This window comes from Streptomyces sp. NPDC055749, from assembly GCF_053617235.1.
The window spans coordinates 1-18,641 of the sequence record NZ_JBSHFH010000088.1; the positions used below are offsets into that span (position 1 = coordinate 1).

Consider the following 18,641-nt stretch of genomic DNA (forward strand, 5'->3'; position numbering starts at 1 on the left):
GGACCACAGATGTGGTCCGGGCCCTCCGTCATGCGTACCGCGTGGCGACTAGTCGGCCTTGCGGGCGCCACCGATCGCGGCGATCGGGCCGAGGGCGAGGAAGAGGTACGTCATGAAGTCGGCCTCTTCCTTCCAGACCTTGGAGATGTCGCTGAAGTGGTCGAAGAAGACGCCGGAGAACGACATGCCGGAAGCCTCCGCCCAGATCATCGATATGGCGATGATCTGGCCGAGGTAGACGGCGCCCAGGGAGAAGACGGCGCCGGCGCCGATCACGGCCGGGTTGCTGCCGCCGACCTTCGCCGCCGCGAAGCCGACCAGGAAGCCGACGCCGACCGCCGCGTACCCGACCTCGCGCTCGATGGAGCCGGCGATGACGCCGTAGAGGATGGCCGCGACGACGGCCGCGCCGAGCGCGGTCAGGATGCCGAGACCGAGGTTGTTGCGGGCCGGGGGCGCCGGGGCGAACGGGGCGCCGCCGCCGAACTGGCCGGGCTGCTGACCTGCGAAGGGGTTGCCCGTCGGCGCACCGGGCTGAGCCTGCGCACCGTACGGGTTGCCGGTCGGGGCGCCGGGCTGAGCCGGCTGCTGGGCGGCGTACGGGTTGCCGTCGGTGGGCTGGCCGCCGTAGGGCTGCTGCGGCTGGTTCGGCGGCACGGGCTGGCTCATGGTGGATTTCCCCCTGGGACGGATGCGCACGGCTGTGCGAGAAGTGACGCCGCAGGCTAGCAGTCCGCTCGGACATCGCCCACCGGAATCCCTTGCGGGGATTGGCCGGTGGGCCGTTCTCACAGCCGGTGCGCGGCCCCCGCCGGGGTGGCTCCCCGGGTGTCCAGGAGGAGTTGGGCCTTCACCGCGAGGCCCTGGAGGTCGTACGTGCGGTGGTGCTGGAGGAGCACCGTCAGGTCGGCGCTGGCCGCGGCCTCGTAGAGCGAGTCCGCGCGCGGGACGGGCAGTTCGCGTACGCGCCAGTCCAGGACGTGCGGGTCGTGGTAGCCGATCTGGGCGCCCATGTCCATCAGCCGGCTCGCGATCTCCCGGGCGGGGGACGCCTCCTGGTCGGCGAGGTCCGGCTTGTACGTGACACCGAGGAGCAGTACGCGGGCGCCCCGGACGGACTTGCCGTGCTCGTTGAGGAGGGTGGCGCAGCGCTGGATCACGTACTGAGGCATCCGGTCGTTGATCTCCTGGGCGAGCGAGACCATGCGCAACGGGTGCCCCGGGGTGCGGCTGTTGTACGGGAGACAGCCGGGGTCCACCGGTGCGCCGTGGCCGCCGACGCCGGGGCCGGGGCGGAAGGGCTGGAAGCCGAAGGGCTTGGTCTCGGCGCACCGGATGACGTCCCAGAGGTCGACGCCGAGGTCATGGCAGAGCACCGCCATCTCGTTGACCAGTGCGATGTTGACATGCCGGAAGTTGGTCTCCAGGACCTTGGTCATCTCCGCCTCGCGAGGGCCGCGGGCGCGGACGACCTTGTCGGTGAGCCTGCCGTAGAACGCCGCGGCCGACTCGGTGCAGGCGGGGGTGAGTCCGCCGATCACCTTGGGGGTGTTGGCGTAGACGTGGGTGCGGCTGCCCGGGTCGAGGCGGCTGGGAGAGCAGGCGAGGTGGAAGTCGCGTCCGGCGCGCAGCCCGGAGCCCTCTTCCAGCAGGGGCCGCAGGAAGTTCTCGGTGGTGCCGGGGGGCACGGTCGATTCGAGGAGCACGGTGGTGTGCGGGCGCAGCCGGGCGGCGAGCGCGCGGGCCGCGTCGCCGAGGGCGCCGAGGTCGAGGGTGCGGTCCGCGCCGAGGGGGGTGGGGGCGCAGATGACGGCGGTACGGACCCGGCCCAGTTCGGCCGGATTGGTGGTGGGCCGGAAGCCTCCGGAGAGCATCCGGCGGATGTCGGAGGCCGTGAGCGAACCCTCGACGGGGCTGCGGCCTGCGGAGAGTTCGGTGAACGGGCGGGGATCGGTGTCGTATCCGACGGTCTGGATGCCCGCGGCCACGGCGGCTTGGGCGAGGGGCAGGCCGAGGTGACCGAGTCCGATGACGGCGAGGTCTGCGGGCATGTGGTGGTCGTCCTTCCCTAAGACCATGAGGCCAGAAAGCGCAACCGCTGGGGACAGCGCAATGTCAGACTAAGCGTAAATATGACCTATATGTCGCATTGTGTGACTCCAGTCGTCGGGGTGTTGTCCACAGGCGGTGGCTGAAGTCGCGGTCCGCGGACAGAATCGACTCGTGGGCACACGTGGCCGGCCCCCCGCGCCGGTCCGCAGCACCGTGCCGGACACCCCGATCTACCGGGAGGCAGCAGTGAGGACAGCGACACTGGGACCCGCCGAGCGCACCGAGGCGCTCGCCGCGATGGCCGAGCGCGAGTTGGACGTGCTGGTCGTGGGGGCGGGCGTGGTCGGCGCCGGGACCGCGCTGGACGCGGCCACCAGAGGGCTCTCGACCGGTCTGGTCGAAGCGCGCGACTGGGCGTCCGGCACGTCGAGCAGGTCGAGCAAGCTGATCCACGGCGGACTGCGCTATCTGGAGATGCTCGACTTCGCGCTCGTGCGGGAGGCGCTGAAGGAGCGCGGGCTGCTGCTGGAACGGCTGGCGCCGCACCTGGTGAAGCCGGTGCCCTTCCTCTATCCCTTGCAGCACAAGGGCTGGGAGCGGTTCTACGCCGGCTCCGGCGTCGCCCTCTACGACGCGATGTCCGTGTCCTCGGGGCACGGCCGCGGGCTGCCCGCCCACCGGCACCTCTCCCGCCGCCAGGCCCTCCGGGTCGCGCCCGCTCTGAAGAGGGACGCCCTGGTCGGGGCGTTGCAGTATTACGACGCGCAGATGGACGACGCCCGCTTCGTGGCCACGCTGGTGCGCACCGCCGCGATCTACGGCACGCATGTCGCCAACCGGGCGCGGGTCATCGGATTCCTCCGTGAGGGTGAACGGGTCGTCGGGGCCCGGGTGGAGGACGTCGAGGCCGGTGGCGTCTACGAGGTCAGGGCCAAACAGGTGGTGAACGCGACCGGGGTGTGGACGGACGACACCCAGGCGCTGATCGGCGAGCGCGGCCAGTTCCACGTCCGCGCGTCCAAGGGCATCCACCTGGTCGTTCCGAAGGACCGCATCCACTCCTCGACCGGGCTGATCCTGCGGACCGAGAAGTCCGTGCTGTTCGTGATCCCCTGGGGCCGGCACTGGATCGTCGGCACGACGGACACCGACTGGGACCTGGACAAGGCGCACCCCGCGGCCTCCAGCGCCGACATCGACTATCTGCTCGAACATGTGAACTCCGTCCTGGCCACGCCCCTGACCAGGGACGATGTGCAGGGCGTCTACGCGGGGCTGCGTCCCCTGCTGGCCGGGGAGTCGGACGCGACGAGCAAGCTGTCGCGCGAGCACACGGTGGCGCACCCCCTCCCGGGGCTCGTCGTGGTCGCGGGCGGCAAGTACACGACGTACCGCGTGATGGCGAAGGACGCGGTGGACGAGGCCGTGCACGCCCTCGACCAGCGGGTGGCGGCCTGTGTCACCGAGGACATTCCGCTGCTGGGTGCCGAGGGGTACCGGGCCCTGTGGAACGCGCGGGCCAGGATCGCCGCCAGGACCGGACTGCATGTCGCCCGGCTGGAGCATCTGCTCAACCGCTACGGCTCACTGACGGAGGAACTCCTCGACCTGATCGCGGCCGACCCTTCGCTGGGCGAACCGCTGCCGGCCGCGGACGACTACCTGCGTGCGGAGATCGTCTACGCCGCCTCGCACGAGGGGGCGCGCCACCTCGACGACGTACTGACGCGGCGCACCCGGATCTCCATCGAGACCTTCGACCGCGGCACCCGCAGCGCACGGCTCTGCGCGGAGCTGATGGCGCCGGTGCTCGGCTGGGACGCCGGCCAGGTCGACCGGGAGGTCGAGCACTACGAGAAGCGGGTGGAGGCGGAACGCGAGTCGCAGCGTCAGCCGGACGACCAGACGGCCGACGCGGCACGGCTGGGGGCGCCGGACATCGTGCCGATCTAGGGCCTTTCGTTTGGATCATGCCGGGCTCGCGGGGTCTGGCACGCGCATCTGCGGCGTTGTCGTCAATCACCAACTTCCCCGAGCTCTCGGCTTCGCTCGAGCAGGGGAGGCCCCATCGCGTTGCCTCAATCCTCCGCCTTGCAGCTGCACGCACCAGACCCCGCTCCCTGATCCGGCCTGATCCAAACGAAAGGCCCTAGGTCTGACCTGAGTAGACCGAGGAGTAGAAGTCGTATGGAGGGTAGGCGCTGTTGAGCGACGGAAGGGCCGTCGCGGGGGCGTCGCCCTGGACGACGGGCTGGGGGAGGTAGCAGGCTGCGGGGGCCGGGTGTGGTTCGCTGGGCGGGCTCGCCGTTCCAAGTCCGAGCGGACTCGGTACGAGACGGGCGACGAGCAGCGCCGGACCCGGCACCAGGACCGGTCCCGGGGTGAGGGACAATGAACGCTCTGCCAGGGCGGGTTGATAGCAGAGGGGACGCATGTCGGAGGCGGAGCAGGCACGGGAGCCCCAACGGGACAAGGAAGGCCGTCTTCTCGCGGGGCGCTACCGGCTCGGGGAGGTGCTCGGCCGGGGCGGCATGGGCACGGTCTGGCGCGCTGCCGACGAGACGCTGGGCCGCACGGTGGCGGTCAAGGAACTGCGGTTCCCCTCGGCCATCGACGAGGACGAGAAGCGCCGGCTGATCACGCGCACGCTGCGTGAGGCGAAGGCGATCGCCAGGATCCGCAACAACGGCGCGGTCACTGTCTACGACGTCGTCGACGAGGACGACCGGCCGTGGATCGTCATGGAGCTCATCGAGGGCAAGTCGCTCGCCGAGGCGATCAAGGAGGACGGGACGCTGACGCCGAGGCGTGCCGCCGAGGTGGGTCTCGCCATCCTCGACGTGCTGCGCCAGGCGCACCGCGAGGGCATCCTGCACCGCGATGTGAAGCCGTCCAACGTGCTGATCTCCGAGGACGGCCGCGTCGTACTGACCGACTTCGGGATCGCGCAGGTCGAGGGCGACCCCTCCGTCACCTCGACGGGCATGCTCGTCGGCGCACCCTCGTACATCTCGCCGGAACGGGCCCGCGGTCACAAGCCGGGGCCGCCCGCCGACCTCTGGTCGCTCGGCGGACTGCTGTACGCGAGCGTCGAGGGCTGCCCGCCCTACGACAAGGGGTCCGCGATCGCGACCCTCACGGCCGTGATGACCGAGCCGCTCGACCCGCCCAAGAACGCGGGCCCGCTGGAAGAGGTCATCTACGGCCTGCTGGCCAGGGACCCCGACCAGCGGCTCGACGACGCCGGTGCGCGGGCCCTGCTCAACGACGTGATCAACGCTCCCGAGCAGCCGGACCGGCCCGTACCGCCGCCGGCCGACTCGACCCAGGTCATGGCCCTGCCCACGAACGTCGACACCGCGGGGCCGGCGCCGAAGCGGACGCCCAAGGCTCCGTCGAAGTCCGTCCCGAAGCCGGCCGCCAAGACCGCCTCGGTATCGGCCGCCGCGGCCGGAAGTTCCGGCGACGGCGCCCGGGAGCGGCTGCGCGGCGCACTGCGTTCCGTGCGGAACGCCAAGGCCGCGCCCGCGACGGCGGGTGTGCCGCCGCAGCGTCCCGCGAGCTCGCCCACCACCCAGGCCCGCGCGTCGCTCACCGATGTGGTGCCGCGCCGCACGATGGCTGTCATCGCCGGCATCGTGGTGCTCGCCGTGATCGGCACCGTCCTCGCGCTGACCCTCGACGGCGGCGATGAGGGCGACCGGGGCGGCGGCTCGGCCGGGGGCGACAAGTCCGCGTCGGCCGGAGCCACGGGCGGCTCGGACGCCTCCGGCAAGGACAAGGGCAGCGGCACGGACGAGAACGGAAAGAACGGCCAGGGCCAGGGCACCGGCAAGGCGTCGGACAAGCCTTCCGAGAAGCCTTCGGACGACCCGAAGACCGATAAGCCGGACCCGGCCGCGCTCCCCGCCGGATACAAGAAGGTCACCGACACGCGGTTCCACTTCACCATGGCGATGCCCGCGGACTTCAGACGCACCGGCATAGCGGGCAGTAACTCGGGCGGCATCTACAACGTCGACGAAGGCTTCCCGCGCGTCCAGGTCGACTACAACAGCTCGCCCCGGGACGACGCCGCCGCGGCGTGGGCGGGTGCCGTGGCGGGCACCAGGGCCCTCAGTGACGGCTACAAGCACCTCGGCATCGACACCGTCAAGTACAACGGCTATCCGACCGTCGCCGACTGGAAGTTCGAGCGCAACCAGAAGGGCCAGCGCATCCGGATACTGAACCGGGGCTTCAAGGTCGACGCCACGCACGGTTACTCGATCATGGTCAGCTGCAAGGCGAGCGAGTGGAACGGCAAGGAGTGCCGGACGCTCCGCGAGACGGCTTTCGCCACCTTCAAGCCGCTCGACTGAGGGAACGGAGGAACGGCCGGGTTGCGGTGACCCGGCCGCGCGGGGGCGACTTGCCACGTATCGTGAGAGGCCGAGGACCGTACGCAGCCGGAACGATGGGTCAATTGCACAGCAAGTGACCGTAATTGACGGCTTCATGCGATCTCGGTGACCGGGGGACAGCGCGCTCTGGGGAGGCGTCGTGGACGACTACGCGGGTCGGGTGCTTGCCGACCGCTACCGCCTTCCGCTGCCCCCGTCCGATGAGTACGAACTGGTCGAGACCCGGGCGTTCGACACATACAGCGGCCAGGAAGTCCTGGTCCGCCAGGTGCCGTTGCCGGAAGTCGTGGACGCCGAAGTGCTCGACGACGGCCGGGACCGCGACTTCCGTGCCCCCCGCGCGGCGGGCCGTACGGTACGGCGGTCGACGGACCCCGCCGTGCGCCGCGCGATCGAGGCCGCCCAGGCCGCCGCGCAGGTCCCCGATCACCCCCGGCTCGACCAGGTCTTCGACGTGTTCGCCGAGGCGGGATCGCTCTGGATCGTGAGCGAACTGGTCGCGGCCCGCCCGCTGGCGGCCCTGCTCGCGGAGCGACCGCTCAATCCGTACCGGGCCGCCGAGATCGGCTCCGACGTGCTGACCGCTCTGCGGGTGCTCCACGCCCACGGCTGGACCCACCGGAACATCACCGTCCGGACGGTGCTGATCTGCGACGACGGCCGCGTCGTGCTGACCGGTCTGGCCGCCGGGGCGGCCGAGGAGGCGCTGTGCGGGTATGTTCCGGCGCCACAGTTCGAGGACGAGGACGCCTACGCGGCCCCGGCGGTCGAGTCCGGTCCCACCGGCCCGTACGTGCCGCCTGACGAGCCGGAACCGTACCGGCCCGAGCCCGCCGCCGAGGTCCCGGCCTCCCGTGGTCCCGCGGAGCTCGACGCACCGGTGGACTCGCCGTTCGCCCCGCCGCGGCACCCCGCTGCGCCGAGGGCCGACGGCCAGGAGCTCGTACCCCGCCCCGCCCACCCCGCCGTCCCGGTCGCCGAGCCCGGCGCCGGGAGCCCTGCCCACCTGCGCGCCGCGCGCGGCGGAGCCATCGCCGCTTACCGCGCGGGTGCTGCCCGCGCCGCCGGCCGCGTCAACGAGGAGCGCGACCAGGGCGAGGACTCCGCGGCCGGTTACGAGGACGGCCGGGACGCCCTCCCGGTCCAGCGGCCCCCCGCCGAACGGCCGCTCCTGCCGGGCGCCTGGGGCCCCACGGCCGAGGACCCGTACGACCTCGACGATGACGATGATGACGACGAGGGCGAGGGCGGCGGGAACGAGCCGCCCGGCCGGCGCGTGCATCTGGCAGGTACGTGGGACGACGGCCCCGGCTCCGGGCGCCCCGTACCCGCGGGCGGCTCGGGCGGCTCCGGTGAGGACGCGCTGCGCGCCGACTCCCGCCGCATCGGCGGCGCCGCCCCCCAGGACCACCGCGACCGGCGGCCGCTGCCCGTGCCCGCACGGGCCCCCTCGGGCAGCTGGGAAGAGGTCGTCGCGGGCAGCAGCCGTGACACCCCCGCCTACCGCGGCCCCGCGACACCGCTCGCCGCCGAACGCGCACGCCAGGCCCGGATCGCGGTCGTCGGCGCCGTCACCGAACGCTGGGCGCCCGAGCAGGCGGGCCCGGTCCACGAGAACTGGCAGCTCGCGCCGCCCATCGGCCCGTCCACCGACCTGTGGGCCCTCGGCGCCCTCCTCTACCGCGCCGTCCAGGGCCACGCCCCGTACCCCGAGGAGAACGCGGCCGAACTCGTCCAGATGGTGTGCGGCGAACCGCCCGCCTTCGCGGAGGAGTGCGGTGCGCTGCGCCCGGTCGTCGAGTCCCTGCTGCGCCAGGACCCCACCGAGCGGCCGGACTTCGAGGAGCTGCGCGGCTGGCTGCGCTCCCTCGTCCGCTCGGCGCCCGAGCCCGAGGCGGGCACCGATGTCGTACCGCTGCCGTCGCCCGACGACACCAGGCTGCCCGTCGTACGCCGCCGGGGCGAGCTGGTCCGCAGGCGCCGCGGCCGGTCGGGCGCGCCCGCGCACGGACGGCACCGCCAGGCGAAGCAGAAGCCGCGGCGCGAGAAGCAGCAGTACGAGCAGCCGAAGTACGAGCAGCCGAAGTACGAGAAGCCGCAGCGCGAGCCACGGATGCCCCGCGAGCCCAAGGGGCCCAAGGCGCTGCGCACGCCACCGCCCCGCCGGGACGACGGGCACTCGCCCCGGCGGCTGGGACGTCTGCTGCTGGTCCTCATCCTGCTCGCCATGGCCGCGGCCGTCACGTACGCCCTGATGTTCATGCCCAAGAACGAGCCCGGCGAGGGAACCGACCCCCAGGGCAGCCCGTCCGGTTCGGCCGCCCCGAGCGAGCCGGGCGGCGCGCCGCCTTCGGACGACGCCTCGGACCCGGCCGGTTCGCAGCAGCCGCAGACCAGCCGCTCCGCCGTCGCGCTCGCCCCCGGCTACACGCTGCGCAAGGACGCGGAGGGCTTCGAGATCGGTGCGCCCAAGGAATGGCAGCGCAGCCCGGCCAACGCGGACCGTCAGATCCGTTACGGCAGCGACGGGTTCACCCTCCTGGTCGTGCCGGGCCGGGACACGGTCGAGGCGAACGGCGGCGACCCGCTCGACTACCAGCGCGACAAGGAGCCCGAGCTCCAGCCGTTCCGCGAATCCAGCTGGTCGTCATCGACCGGGCTGCGCCGCGTCGACGTCGGCCGACAGGCCATGGCGGAGGGCCAGTTCACCTGGCAGGAGGCCGGCGGCCGTGAGGTCTACGTACGCAACCTCGTGATGATCGTCGAAGGCCGCTACCACACGGTCCAGGTCATCGGCCCGGAGGACGAGCGCGACCGGGTCACCGAAATCTACGAACAGGCCATCGCCTCCTACCGCGTTGCACCGTGAACGGGCTGCGCGGCTGAAGCCGGGCGACATGCATCACAGTGCGGTCTCGTGAGCGGTCCGAGGTTCCATGGCCATGCGTCCCCTCCGTAACCTGGCATCCGAAGGAACGGGGCGGGGACACACGTGGAACATTCGCAGGGCACTGACGCGGGACCCGTACTGGCCGGGCGCTACCGGCTCGGTGAGGTCCTCGGGCGGGGCGGCATGGGCAAGGTCTGGCGCGCCCACGACGAGGTGCTGCACCGGACGGTGGCCGTCAAGGAGCTCACGGCCGGGCTGTACGTGGCCGAGGCCGACCGGGCCGTGCTGCACGCCCGTACGCAGAAGGAGGCGCGCGCGGCGGCCCGCATCACCCACCCCGGTGTCGTCACCGTCCACGACGTCATCGAGCACGACGACCGCCCCTGGATCGTCATGCAGTACGTCGACGGGCCCTCGCTCGCCGACGCGGCCAAGGAGTCCGGCGAGATCGAGCCCCGGGAGGCGGCCAGGATCGGCCTCCATGTGCTGAGCGCCCTGCGTGCCGCGCACAGCGCCGGAGTGCTGCACCGCGACGTGAAGCCCGGCAACGTCCTGCTCGCCCGCGACGGGCGGGTGCTGCTCACCGACTTCGGGATCGCCGCGATCGAGGGCGACTCCACGATCACCCGGACCGGCGAACTCGTCGGCTCCATCGACTATCTGGCGCCCGAACGGGTACGGGGCGGCGACCCGGGGCCCGCGTCCGACCTCTGGTCCCTGGGGGCCACGCTCTACACGGCGGTCGAGGGGCGCTCGCCGTTCCGCCGTACGTCGCCCATCTCCACCATGCAGGCCGTCGTCATCGAGGAGCCCCCCGCGCCCCGGCGTGCGGGCGTGCTGGGCCCCGTGATCATCGCGCTCCTGCGCAAGGAGCCCGGGGACCGGCCGACGGCGGCCGAGGCGGAACGCATGCTGCTCGACGCCATGGAGGGCCGCGAGCCCCGGGCGGCGCAGGCGTACGTACCGACCCAGCTGGTTCCCGACGAGGCCCTGCGGGGACTCGCGGTGCCGGAGGATTCGAGGGCCCCTCTTCCCCGCCCTGTTCGCGGGGACACTCCGCCGGCCCCGAGCCGCAGCCGGTGGCGCAAGGCGCTCGTGGCCGCAGCAGTCGTCGTCGTCATCGGTGCGGCGGCCGGGTTCGTGGCGATGAAGTACGGGGGCGGCGGGGAGGGTTCGCGTACGGACAGCACCTCTTCCCCGGACGTGCGGACCGATACCACCACTGAGCCGCCGAAATCCAAGAAGCCGAAGCCCTCCGCCGATGAGACGCCGGAGGGCTGGCGCCGGGCCGTCGACCCGGCGGGCTTCTCTCTCCTCGTGCCGGAGGACTGGTACCGGCAGACGGAAGGCGACCAGATCGACTACACGCCGGACAACGGGGCGCACCGCATCCGGATCAGCATCGATCCGGCACCGGACTTCGAGACCCCGTACCTGCACGCGCTGAACCTTGAGAAGGACCTTGAGAAGCGGCGGCCCGGATACGAGCGGCTGAACCTCCAGTCGAAGATCTACCGGGACCGTCCCGGCTCGCTCTGGGAGTTCACCTGGGTCGAGTCCAAGGACCACCCGGGCCCGCGCCACGGGATCGACATGATGTATTACGCGGAGAGCGCCGGCCCGGAGTACGCGATCTACATGACGGCTCCGGAGGAGGACTGGCAGACCAGCCGGGAGCAGTTCGACACCATGCTGCGCAGCTGGCGGCCACCGGCCACATAGCCGCTGATCAGCGGTTATGTGGCCAGCGATCACTGGCTCGGTTGTCGGCTCGGTGGCCGGTCCGCTCGCGGGGCTGTTGTGGGGATGGTGAAAACCTATTACCGACGGGTACCCAAAGTGTGCGGCTGGACATACTCTCGCCCTCATGACGGACTCGCAGGCACCCACGGCCACCTCCGGCGCCTCCCTGGGCACGAACCCGGTCGCCCCCGCCCCGGCGGGCGTGCGCACCGCCGCCGACGTGGTCACCCCCGAGGTGATCGCCCAGCTGACCCGTGGCGTCGTCGGTTCCGGCCGCACCGCCAACCACACTCCCTTCACCGGGGAGAAGCTGGCCGACCTGCCCGAGTCCACTCCCGAGGACGTGGCGACCGCCTACCAGCGGGCCCGTGCCGCCCAGCCCGCGTGGGCCGCGACGCCCGTACGCAGGAGGGCGGCGGTGCTTCTGCGCTTCCACGATCTCGTCCTGGAGCGCCAGGCCGAGGTCCTCGACCTCATCCAGCTGGAGACCGGCAAGGCCAGGCTGCACGCACACGAAGAGGTCCAGGCGGTCGCCGTCGCCGCCCGGCACTACGGCCGCAGGGCGTCCGCGTACCTCAAGCCGAAGCGCCACACCGGTGTCATCCCGACCCTGACCAAGGTGACCGAGCTGCGTCAGCCCCGTGGTGTGATCGGTCAGATCGCCCCCTGGAACTACCCGTTCGAGCTGTCCGTGGGCGACGCCCTTCCCGCGTTCGTCTCCGGCAACGCCGTCGTGATGAAGCCCGACACGGAGACCGCGCTGACCGCCCTGTGGGCCCGTGACCTGCTCATCGAGGCCGGACTGCCCGCCGAGGTGTTCCAGGTGGTGCTCGGGGAAGGTCCCGTCGTCGGCCCCGAGGTCGTCAAGCACGCCGACTACGTCTCGTTCACCGGCTCGACCGGTACGGGACGCCAGGTCGCCCAGGGCGCAGCCGCCCGCCTCGTCGGGGTCTCGCTGGAACTCGGCGGCAAGAACGCCATGCTCGTCCTGAAGGACGCGGACGTGGAGAAGGCGGCGGCGGGCGCGGTCCGTGCCTGCTTCTCCTCCGCCGGCCAGCTCTGCATCTCCATCGAGCGCCTGTACGTCCACGAGTCCGTCGCCGACGACTTCGTGCAGCGGTTCGCCGCGCGTACGAAGGCCATGCGGCTGGGCAACTCCCTCGCGTACGGCGCCGACATGGGTTCGCTCGTCGGCGAACGCCAGCTGGAGACCGTGACCCGGCACGTCGCCGAAGCCGTCGAGAAGGGCGCCACGCTCGTCGCGGGCGGCGTCGCCCGTCCCGACATCGGCCCGCTCTTCTACGAGCCGACCATCCTCGACGGTGTCCAGGCGCCGATGGCCGTCTGCGGCGAGGAGACCTTCGGACCGGTCGTCTCCATCTACCGGTTCAGCGACGAGGACGAGGTCGTCGCGCTCGCCAACGCGACCCCGTACGGCCTCAACTCCAGCGTATGGACCAAGGACGGCAAGCGCGGCCACCAGGTCGCGGCCCGGCTGCGGACCGGCACCGTCAACATCAACGAGGGGTACGCGCCCGCCTACGGCAGCGTGCAGTCCCCGATGGGCGGCATGAAGGACTCCGGGCTCGGCCGGCGCCACGGCTCCGAGGGCATCCTCAAGTACACCGAGGCCCAGACCGTCGCCCAGCAGCGCCTGATCCCGCTCGCGCCGTCCTTCGGGATGTCCGACGAGAAGCACGCGGCCTTCATGAGCGTGAGCCTGAAGGCGATGAAGGCGTTCCGCCTGCGCTGAGCGCCCCCATTGCCGGACCCTCTATTCGTACCGACCCGTACCGAGGAGAGCCATGTCCCAGGACAGTGCTGCCCAGAAACAGTCCGTGTCCGCCGGTGCGGCCGACGACGACGCCGCGTACGACTACGACGTCCTGATCGTCGGTTCCGGTTTCGGCGGCGCCGTGTCGGCGCTGCGGCTGACCGAGAAGGGGTACCGGGTCGGGATCCTGGAGGCGGGCCGCCGCTTCACCCCCGCGACCCTCCCCAAGAACTCCTGGGACATCAAGAACTTCCTGTGGGCCCCCGCCCTCGGCCTCTTCGGTATCCAGCGCGTCCATCTGCTCGGCAACGTGATGGTGCTGGCCGGGGCGGGTGTCGGTGGCGGTTCGCTCAACTACGCGAACACGCTGTACGTTCCGCCGGCCCCGTTCTTCCAGGACCGCCAGTGGGCGGACATCACCGACTGGCAGGAGGAGCTGAAGCCGTACTACGACCAGGCCAAGCGGATGCTGGGGGTGCGGCTCAACCCGACCACGACCCCCTCGGACGTGCATCTGAAGGCGGTCGCCCAGGCCATGGGCGTCGGCGACACCTTCCATCTCGCCCCGGTGGGTGTCTTCTTCGGTGACGGTGAGGACGCCGACGGTACGGCGAAGGCGCAGCCGGGAGGCACGGTCGCCGACCCGTACTTCGGCGGCGCGGGCCCCGACCGCAAGGCGTGCACCGAGTGCGGCGAGTGCATGACGGGATGCCGCCACGGTGCGAAGAACACCCTCAACGAGAACTATCTGCATCTGGCCGAGAAGGGCGGGGCCGTCATCCACCCGATGACGTCCGTCGTCGCCGTCACGGACGACCCGGACGGCGGCTACCGGGTCTCGACCGTTCCCACGTCCCGCCGCAGGAAGGCGGAACCCACCCGGCTGCGTGCCCGGAAGGTGATCGTGGCGGCGGGGACGTACGGCACGCAGACCCTTCTGCACACGATGAAGGACCAGGGGCTGCTGCCCCGGCTCTCGTCCCGGCTCGGCGAGCTGACCCGTACCAACTCCGAGGGCCTCGTCGGCTCGCAGACCAGCGACCGCAGGTACCGCAAGAAGCACGGCGCCGCGAAGGCCGACTTCTCGCAGGGCGTCGCCATCACCTCGTCGATCCACCCCGACGAGAACACCCACATCGAGCCGGTCCGTTACGGCAAGGGCTCCAACGCCATGGGCGCGCTGACCATCCTCCAGGTGCCGTACGGCAGCCGGCGGGTCCTGCGCTGGGCGGGCAGCATGGTCAGGCATCCCCTGCTGGCCGCACGTTCCCTCTCCAACCGCCGCTGGTCGGAGCGGACCATCATCGGTCTGGTCATGCAGTCGCTGGACAACTCCCTGACGACGTACCGCAAGCCGGGCGGCATTGGAAAGGGTCTGCTCACCGCACGGCAGGGGCACGGCGCACCCAACCCCACGCAGATCGAGGAGGCGACGCGCGGCGCGACGCTGCTCGCCGAGGAGATCAACGGCTTCGCCGGTTCGAACATCGGCGAGCTGATGGGCACCCCGCTCACCGCCCACTTCCTGGGCGGCTGCCCGATCGGCGCGGATGCCGGGAGCGGGGTCATCGACCCGTACCACCGGCTGTACGGCCACCCGGGGATCTCGGTCGTCGACGGCTCGGCGGTCTCCGCGAACCTCGGCGTCAACCCGTCGCTGACCATCACCGCGCAGGCGGAGCGCGCCATGTCCTTCTGGCCCAACAAGGGCGACATCGACCCGCGTCCGGCGCAGGGCGAGGCGTATCAGCGGCTGTCGGCGGTCGAGCCGCTGACACCTGCGGTACCGAAGGAGGCGTTCGGAGCGCTGAAGCTGCCGTTCCTCGGGATGCCCGCGGTACCGCCGAAGGCGAAGCGGTAGCCGCACAGCGGAAAGGGGCTGCACCCCCCTCCGAGTGCAGCCCCTCACCGTCTACAGCTGACGCGCCCTACTCGGCGGTGTCAGCGTTCTTGCGGCGACGCACGAGGAACATCGCGCCCGCACCGAGCACCACGGCCGCGCCGCCCACGAGGGCGAACACCGTCGTCGAGGACGAGGAACCGGTCTCGGCGAGGCTGCCCGTGACCTCGGCGGTGTCGGCGTCGGCCGGCTTCTCCGCCGGGAGCGGGACCTTGCCGCCCTCCTGGGGCTTCGCGCCGTCCTCGTCACCGGACTCGACGATCTTGAACTTGTACGCGACGTCGGAGAAGCACGGCTCCATCTCCTCGCCGAAGACGAGCCCGCCGCCGAGGCTGAAGCCGACGCCCACCGGGGCGCTCGCCTTCACCTTGATCCGCAGGGGGATGTCGATCTCGTAGCCGGGCTTGATCTCGTCGGTCGCACCGACGTAGCCGGAGGCGGTGCCCCCCTCGCTCAGGTTCTCCCAGCTGCCCGTCTCCTCGTTGAGCGCCTGGAGCTGGACCTGCTGCGAGCTGAAGAGCTTCTGGCCCTCGTTGTCTGCCGCGGCGCCCGCGAAGAACATGACGTTCTTCACCGTGGTCTCCGAGTCGTTGTAGACGTTGAACTTGAACGAGTGCCAGCCGCTGCCCCGGACGATCGAGCCGGAGAGGCCGTTGATGGCGAGTTCCAGCGGGCGCGGCTCGCACTCCAGGACCTCCTCCTCGACCGGCTCCTCGGGGAGCTCGGACTCGGTGGCGGTGGGCGTCGGCGTCGGCGTCGCGGTCTCCGACTCCGAGGCGGTGGGGGAGGCGGGGGCGACGGCGGCGCCCGCTTCCTCGGTCTCGGAGGGCGTCACCGAGGGGGTCGTGTCCGTCGTCGCGGACGGGGACTCCGCGGCGGGCTCGGTCGTCGTCCCCGTCGACGGCGACGTGGTGTCGGTGGGTGCCGGGGAGTCGGTCGTCGCCGTGGGAACCGGGACCGTGTCCGCGAAGGCGGCCGGGGCCGTCAGGATGACGGCAGGGGCTATGACGGCGGTGGCGGCAGCGAGTGCCAGCGTGCGGCGGAGCTTCATCGGGGGCCTTCAGGGGTCGGGAAATGTTGTGTGCGCATGCATGACCAGGAACACCACGCGATGGTTGCCGTCCGCACTCACAGAATCCTTATGTTCGTTTCGCCGTTCCCAATCCGTGATCTTGCTCGGGGCAACGCTTCGAACGGCGCCGACCGGACGCAGAACTGAAGCAGGGCCCCGTGACCGTGAAGCGGTCCAGGGGCCCTCGGCTGTCAGATCTGTGGGGGAGATGCGGGACGTGCGGAGCGGATCGTGCTCGTGGGGCTGCGGTCTGCGCAACCGTTTCGAAACCGGATGCGGCCGGCTCGGGCGTCCCCGAGACCGACCGCACTTGGGGTGACCGGGCTGCTGTCCCCTGCCGACCGGTCACGCGCGCCGGGATGCGGTCCCACGACGTACCTGCAGTACGTCACACACCCCGGCGAAGCCACGCGTGGTTTTCTACCGATGCCGCCCCTGGTTGGCACGGACACCCGGACCAACGAAGCCGGTGTGCCACCGGTCACGCGCCGTACGGGTGAGACCCGGCCCGAACGCGGATACGGCCGTACAGCCTCCCCGTACGTCACACCCGGCCGCGGCACAGCTCCAGCAGCGTCATGGCGAGCGAGGTGCCCGGCTTTCCGAGCGCCTCCCTGTAGTGGCCGAGGACGTCCATCTCGCGGGAGAGATTCACGCGCCGGCCGCCGGAGGTGATCCGGGCCTCCTGGATGACCGCCGAGACGGCCATCCGTTCCTGGACGAGACCGATGATCCGGTCGTCGAGCATGTCGATGCGGTCGCGGGCGTCGCCGATCAGCGAGGCGGCCTCTTCGGTGTGCGCACCGGTCTGCTCGGTGGCCGTCTTCGTGGGTGCGGTGCTGCTCATGGTGTGACTCCTGGTCCGGTGGGGGTGCGGCCCCCCGGAGCTACGGGCCCGGAACGCCAGAACGCCCCGGGCCTGTTGGCCCGGGGCGCCTGGAACGTTGCTTGTCAGTAGCTCAAGCAGCACGACCATGGCAGCCGGCGGGCCGGGTGCCATAGGTAAAGACGAAGGTCGTGTGCTGACGCATGGCGCCCAGTATGGCCCGTCCCCCGCGGCCGGGACAAAGCCGGGCCCGGATGGTGAGACGGCGGGCGGGGAGAGGGCGTTCCACGGCCGGTAGAATCGACAAATACCGACCCCCTCTCCACCGCCGGAAGGCCGCCCCGTGCCAGCAGCACCCCCCGCCGCCCCCGACACCACCACCGACGTGGTTCTCGTTGTCGACTTCGGCGCGCAGTACGCCCAGCTCATCGCCCGCCGTGTCCGTGAGGCGCGGGTCTACAGCGAGATCGTCCCGTCCACGATGCCGGTGGCCGAGATGCTGGCCAAGAACCCGCGCGCGATCATCCTGTCCGGCGGCCCGTCCTCGGTGTACGCGGAGGGGGCGCCCACCCTGGACCGTGCGCTGTTCGAGGCCGGGGTCCCCGTCTTCGGTATGTGTTACGGCTTCCAGCTGATGGCCACCACGCTCGGCGGCACCGTCGACGACAACGGTGCCCGTGAGTACGGCCGTACCGCGCTCACCGTCTCCAAGGCCGGCTCCACGCTCTTCGAGGGCACGCCCGCCGAGCAGCCGGTGTGGATGTCGCACGGCGACGCCTGCTCCGCAGCCCCCGAGGGCTTCACCGTCACCGCGTCCACCGACGTCGTACCGGTCGCCGCCTTCGAGAACGACGAGAAGAAGCTGTACGGCGTCCAGTACCACCCGGAGGTCCTGCACTCCACGCACGGCCAGCAGGTCCTGGAGCACTTCCTCTACCGCGGCGCCGGCATCGAGCCGAACTGGACGACCACCAACGTCGTCGAGGAGCAGATCGCCCTGATCCGCGAGCAGGTCGGCACCAAGCGCGCCATCTGCGGCCTCTCCGGCGGCGTGGACTCCGCGGTCGCCGCGGCCCTCGTGCAGAAGGCCATCGGCTCGCAGCTGACCTGTGTGTACGTCGACCACGGTCTGATGCGCAAGGGCGAGACCGAGCAGGTCGAGAAGGACTTCGTGGCCGCCACCGGCGTCCAGCTGAAGGTCGTCGACGCGGCGGACCGCTTCCTGAACGCGCTGGCCGGTGTCTCGGACCCGGAGCAGAAGCGGAAGATCATCGGCCGCGAGTTCATCCGTGTCTTCGAGCAGGCCCAGGCCGAGATCGTGGCGGAGGCCGCGGGCGGTGAGGACGTCGCGTTCCTCGTCCAGGGCACGCTCTACCCGGACGTCGTCGAGTCCGGCGGCGGCACCGGAACCGCCAACATCAAGTCCCACCACAACGTGGGCGGGCTGCCCGAGGACATCGAGTTCCAGCTCGTCGAGCCGCTGCGCCAGCTGTTCAAGGACGAGGTCCGGATGGTCGGCCAGGAGCTCGGCCTGCCGGAGGAGATCGTCCAGCGCCAGCCGTTCCCCGGCCCCGGTCTCGGTATCCGGATCGTCGGCGAGGTCACCAAGGACCGGCTCGACCTGCTGCGCGAGGCCGACGCCATCGCCCGCGAGGAGCTGACCGCGGCCGGCCTGGACCGTGACATCTGGCAGTGCCCGGTGGTCCTCCTCGCGGACGTGCGCAGCGTAGGCGTCCAGGGTGACGGCCGTACGTACGGCCACCCGATCGTCCTGCGCCCGGTCTCGTCCGAGGACGCCATGACGGCCGACTGGTCGCGTCTGCCGTACGAGACGCTGGCGAAGATCTCCACCCGCATCACCAACGAGGTCGCCGACGTCAACCGCGTCGTCCTCGACGTGACGAGCAAGCCGCCGGGCACCATCGAGTGGGAGTAGTCCCACCCGGACCCGATGGCCGACGCCGCCGCCCTCCCCGGAGGC

At 71.3% G+C, this 18,641-nt stretch carries 12 protein-coding genes; 7 read left to right on the plus strand and 5 right to left on the minus strand.

The annotated features are described in order from the left end of the window. Positions 1-48: 48 nt before the first annotated feature. Together ACWGO0_RS35730 and ACWGO0_RS35735 are read right to left on the minus strand one after the other, a co-directional pair. Positions 49-669 carry a hypothetical protein gene (locus ACWGO0_RS35730; RefSeq protein ID WP_453544387.1) on the minus strand — a complete coding sequence of 207 codons (621 nt, stop codon included), beginning with the start codon at positions 667-669 and terminating at the stop codon, positions 49-51. Positions 670-788: 119 nt separating this feature from the next. Further along, entirely contained in the window at positions 789-2,051 is a 1,263-nt protein-coding gene (locus ACWGO0_RS35735; RefSeq protein ID WP_453544389.1) for a nucleotide sugar dehydrogenase, read from the minus strand. Positions 2,052-2,298: 247 nt separating this feature from the next. On the opposite strand from ACWGO0_RS35735, the gene ACWGO0_RS35740 reads away from it, so the two are divergent. Continuing rightward, the gene (locus tag ACWGO0_RS35740; protein ID WP_453544409.1) at positions 2,299-4,005 is read left to right on the plus strand and encodes a glycerol-3-phosphate dehydrogenase/oxidase; all 1,707 of its coding nucleotides are present in this window, start codon (positions 2,299-2,301) and stop codon (positions 4,003-4,005) included. 196 nt (positions 4,006-4,201) lie between these two features. On the opposite strand, the gene ACWGO0_RS35745 is transcribed toward ACWGO0_RS35740, so the two are convergent. Beyond that, complete coding sequence (locus ACWGO0_RS35745; RefSeq protein WP_453544391.1) at positions 4,202-4,444, minus strand: hypothetical protein; 243 nt, start codon at positions 4,442-4,444, stop codon at positions 4,202-4,204. A gap of 40 nt (positions 4,445-4,484) precedes the next feature. Between ACWGO0_RS35745 and ACWGO0_RS35750 the strand changes: the two genes are divergently transcribed. The 5 genes from ACWGO0_RS35750 to ACWGO0_RS35770 all read left to right on the plus strand — a co-directional run bounded on the left by ACWGO0_RS35750 (position 4,485) and on the right by ACWGO0_RS35770 (position 14,723). After that, positions 4,485-6,413 carry a protein kinase domain-containing protein gene (locus ACWGO0_RS35750; RefSeq protein ID WP_453544393.1) on the plus strand — a complete coding sequence of 643 codons (1,929 nt, stop codon included), beginning with the start codon at positions 4,485-4,487 and terminating at the stop codon, positions 6,411-6,413. A gap of 181 nt (positions 6,414-6,594) precedes the next feature. Next, positions 6,595-9,324, plus strand: a complete 2,730-nt coding sequence (locus ACWGO0_RS35755) for a protein kinase (protein ID WP_453544395.1) — start codon at positions 6,595-6,597, stop codon at positions 9,322-9,324. A gap of 123 nt (positions 9,325-9,447) precedes the next feature. After that, positions 9,448-11,067, plus strand: coding sequence for a serine/threonine-protein kinase (locus ACWGO0_RS35760; RefSeq protein ID WP_453544397.1), 1,620 nt, complete (start codon positions 9,448-9,450; stop codon positions 11,065-11,067). Between the two features lie 145 nt (positions 11,068-11,212). Beyond that, positions 11,213-12,841, plus strand: coding sequence for a succinic semialdehyde dehydrogenase (locus ACWGO0_RS35765; protein WP_453544399.1), 1,629 nt, complete (start codon positions 11,213-11,215; stop codon positions 12,839-12,841). A 52-nt stretch (positions 12,842-12,893) separates the two neighbouring features. Next, complete coding sequence (locus tag ACWGO0_RS35770) at positions 12,894-14,723, plus strand: GMC oxidoreductase (protein ID WP_453544401.1); 1,830 nt, start codon at positions 12,894-12,896, stop codon at positions 14,721-14,723. Positions 14,724-14,790: 67 nt separating this feature from the next. On the opposite strand, the gene ACWGO0_RS35775 is transcribed toward ACWGO0_RS35770, so the two are convergent. Further along, a complete protein-coding gene (locus ACWGO0_RS35775) occupies positions 14,791-15,813 on the minus strand; it encodes an LAETG motif-containing sortase-dependent surface protein (RefSeq protein ID WP_453544403.1) in 1,023 nt (340 codons plus the stop codon). Between the two features lie 565 nt (positions 15,814-16,378). After that, positions 16,379-16,681: a chorismate mutase gene (locus ACWGO0_RS35780; protein ID WP_453544405.1), complete on the minus strand. Its 303-nt coding sequence runs from the start codon at positions 16,679-16,681 to the stop codon at positions 16,379-16,381. A gap of 322 nt (positions 16,682-17,003) precedes the next feature. On the opposite strand from ACWGO0_RS35780, the gene guaA reads away from it, so the two are divergent. Further along, a complete protein-coding gene (guaA, locus tag ACWGO0_RS35785; protein ID WP_453544407.1) occupies positions 17,004-18,596 on the plus strand; it encodes a glutamine-hydrolyzing GMP synthase in 1,593 nt (530 codons plus the stop codon). The last annotated feature ends 45 nt before the right edge of the window (positions 18,597-18,641 follow it).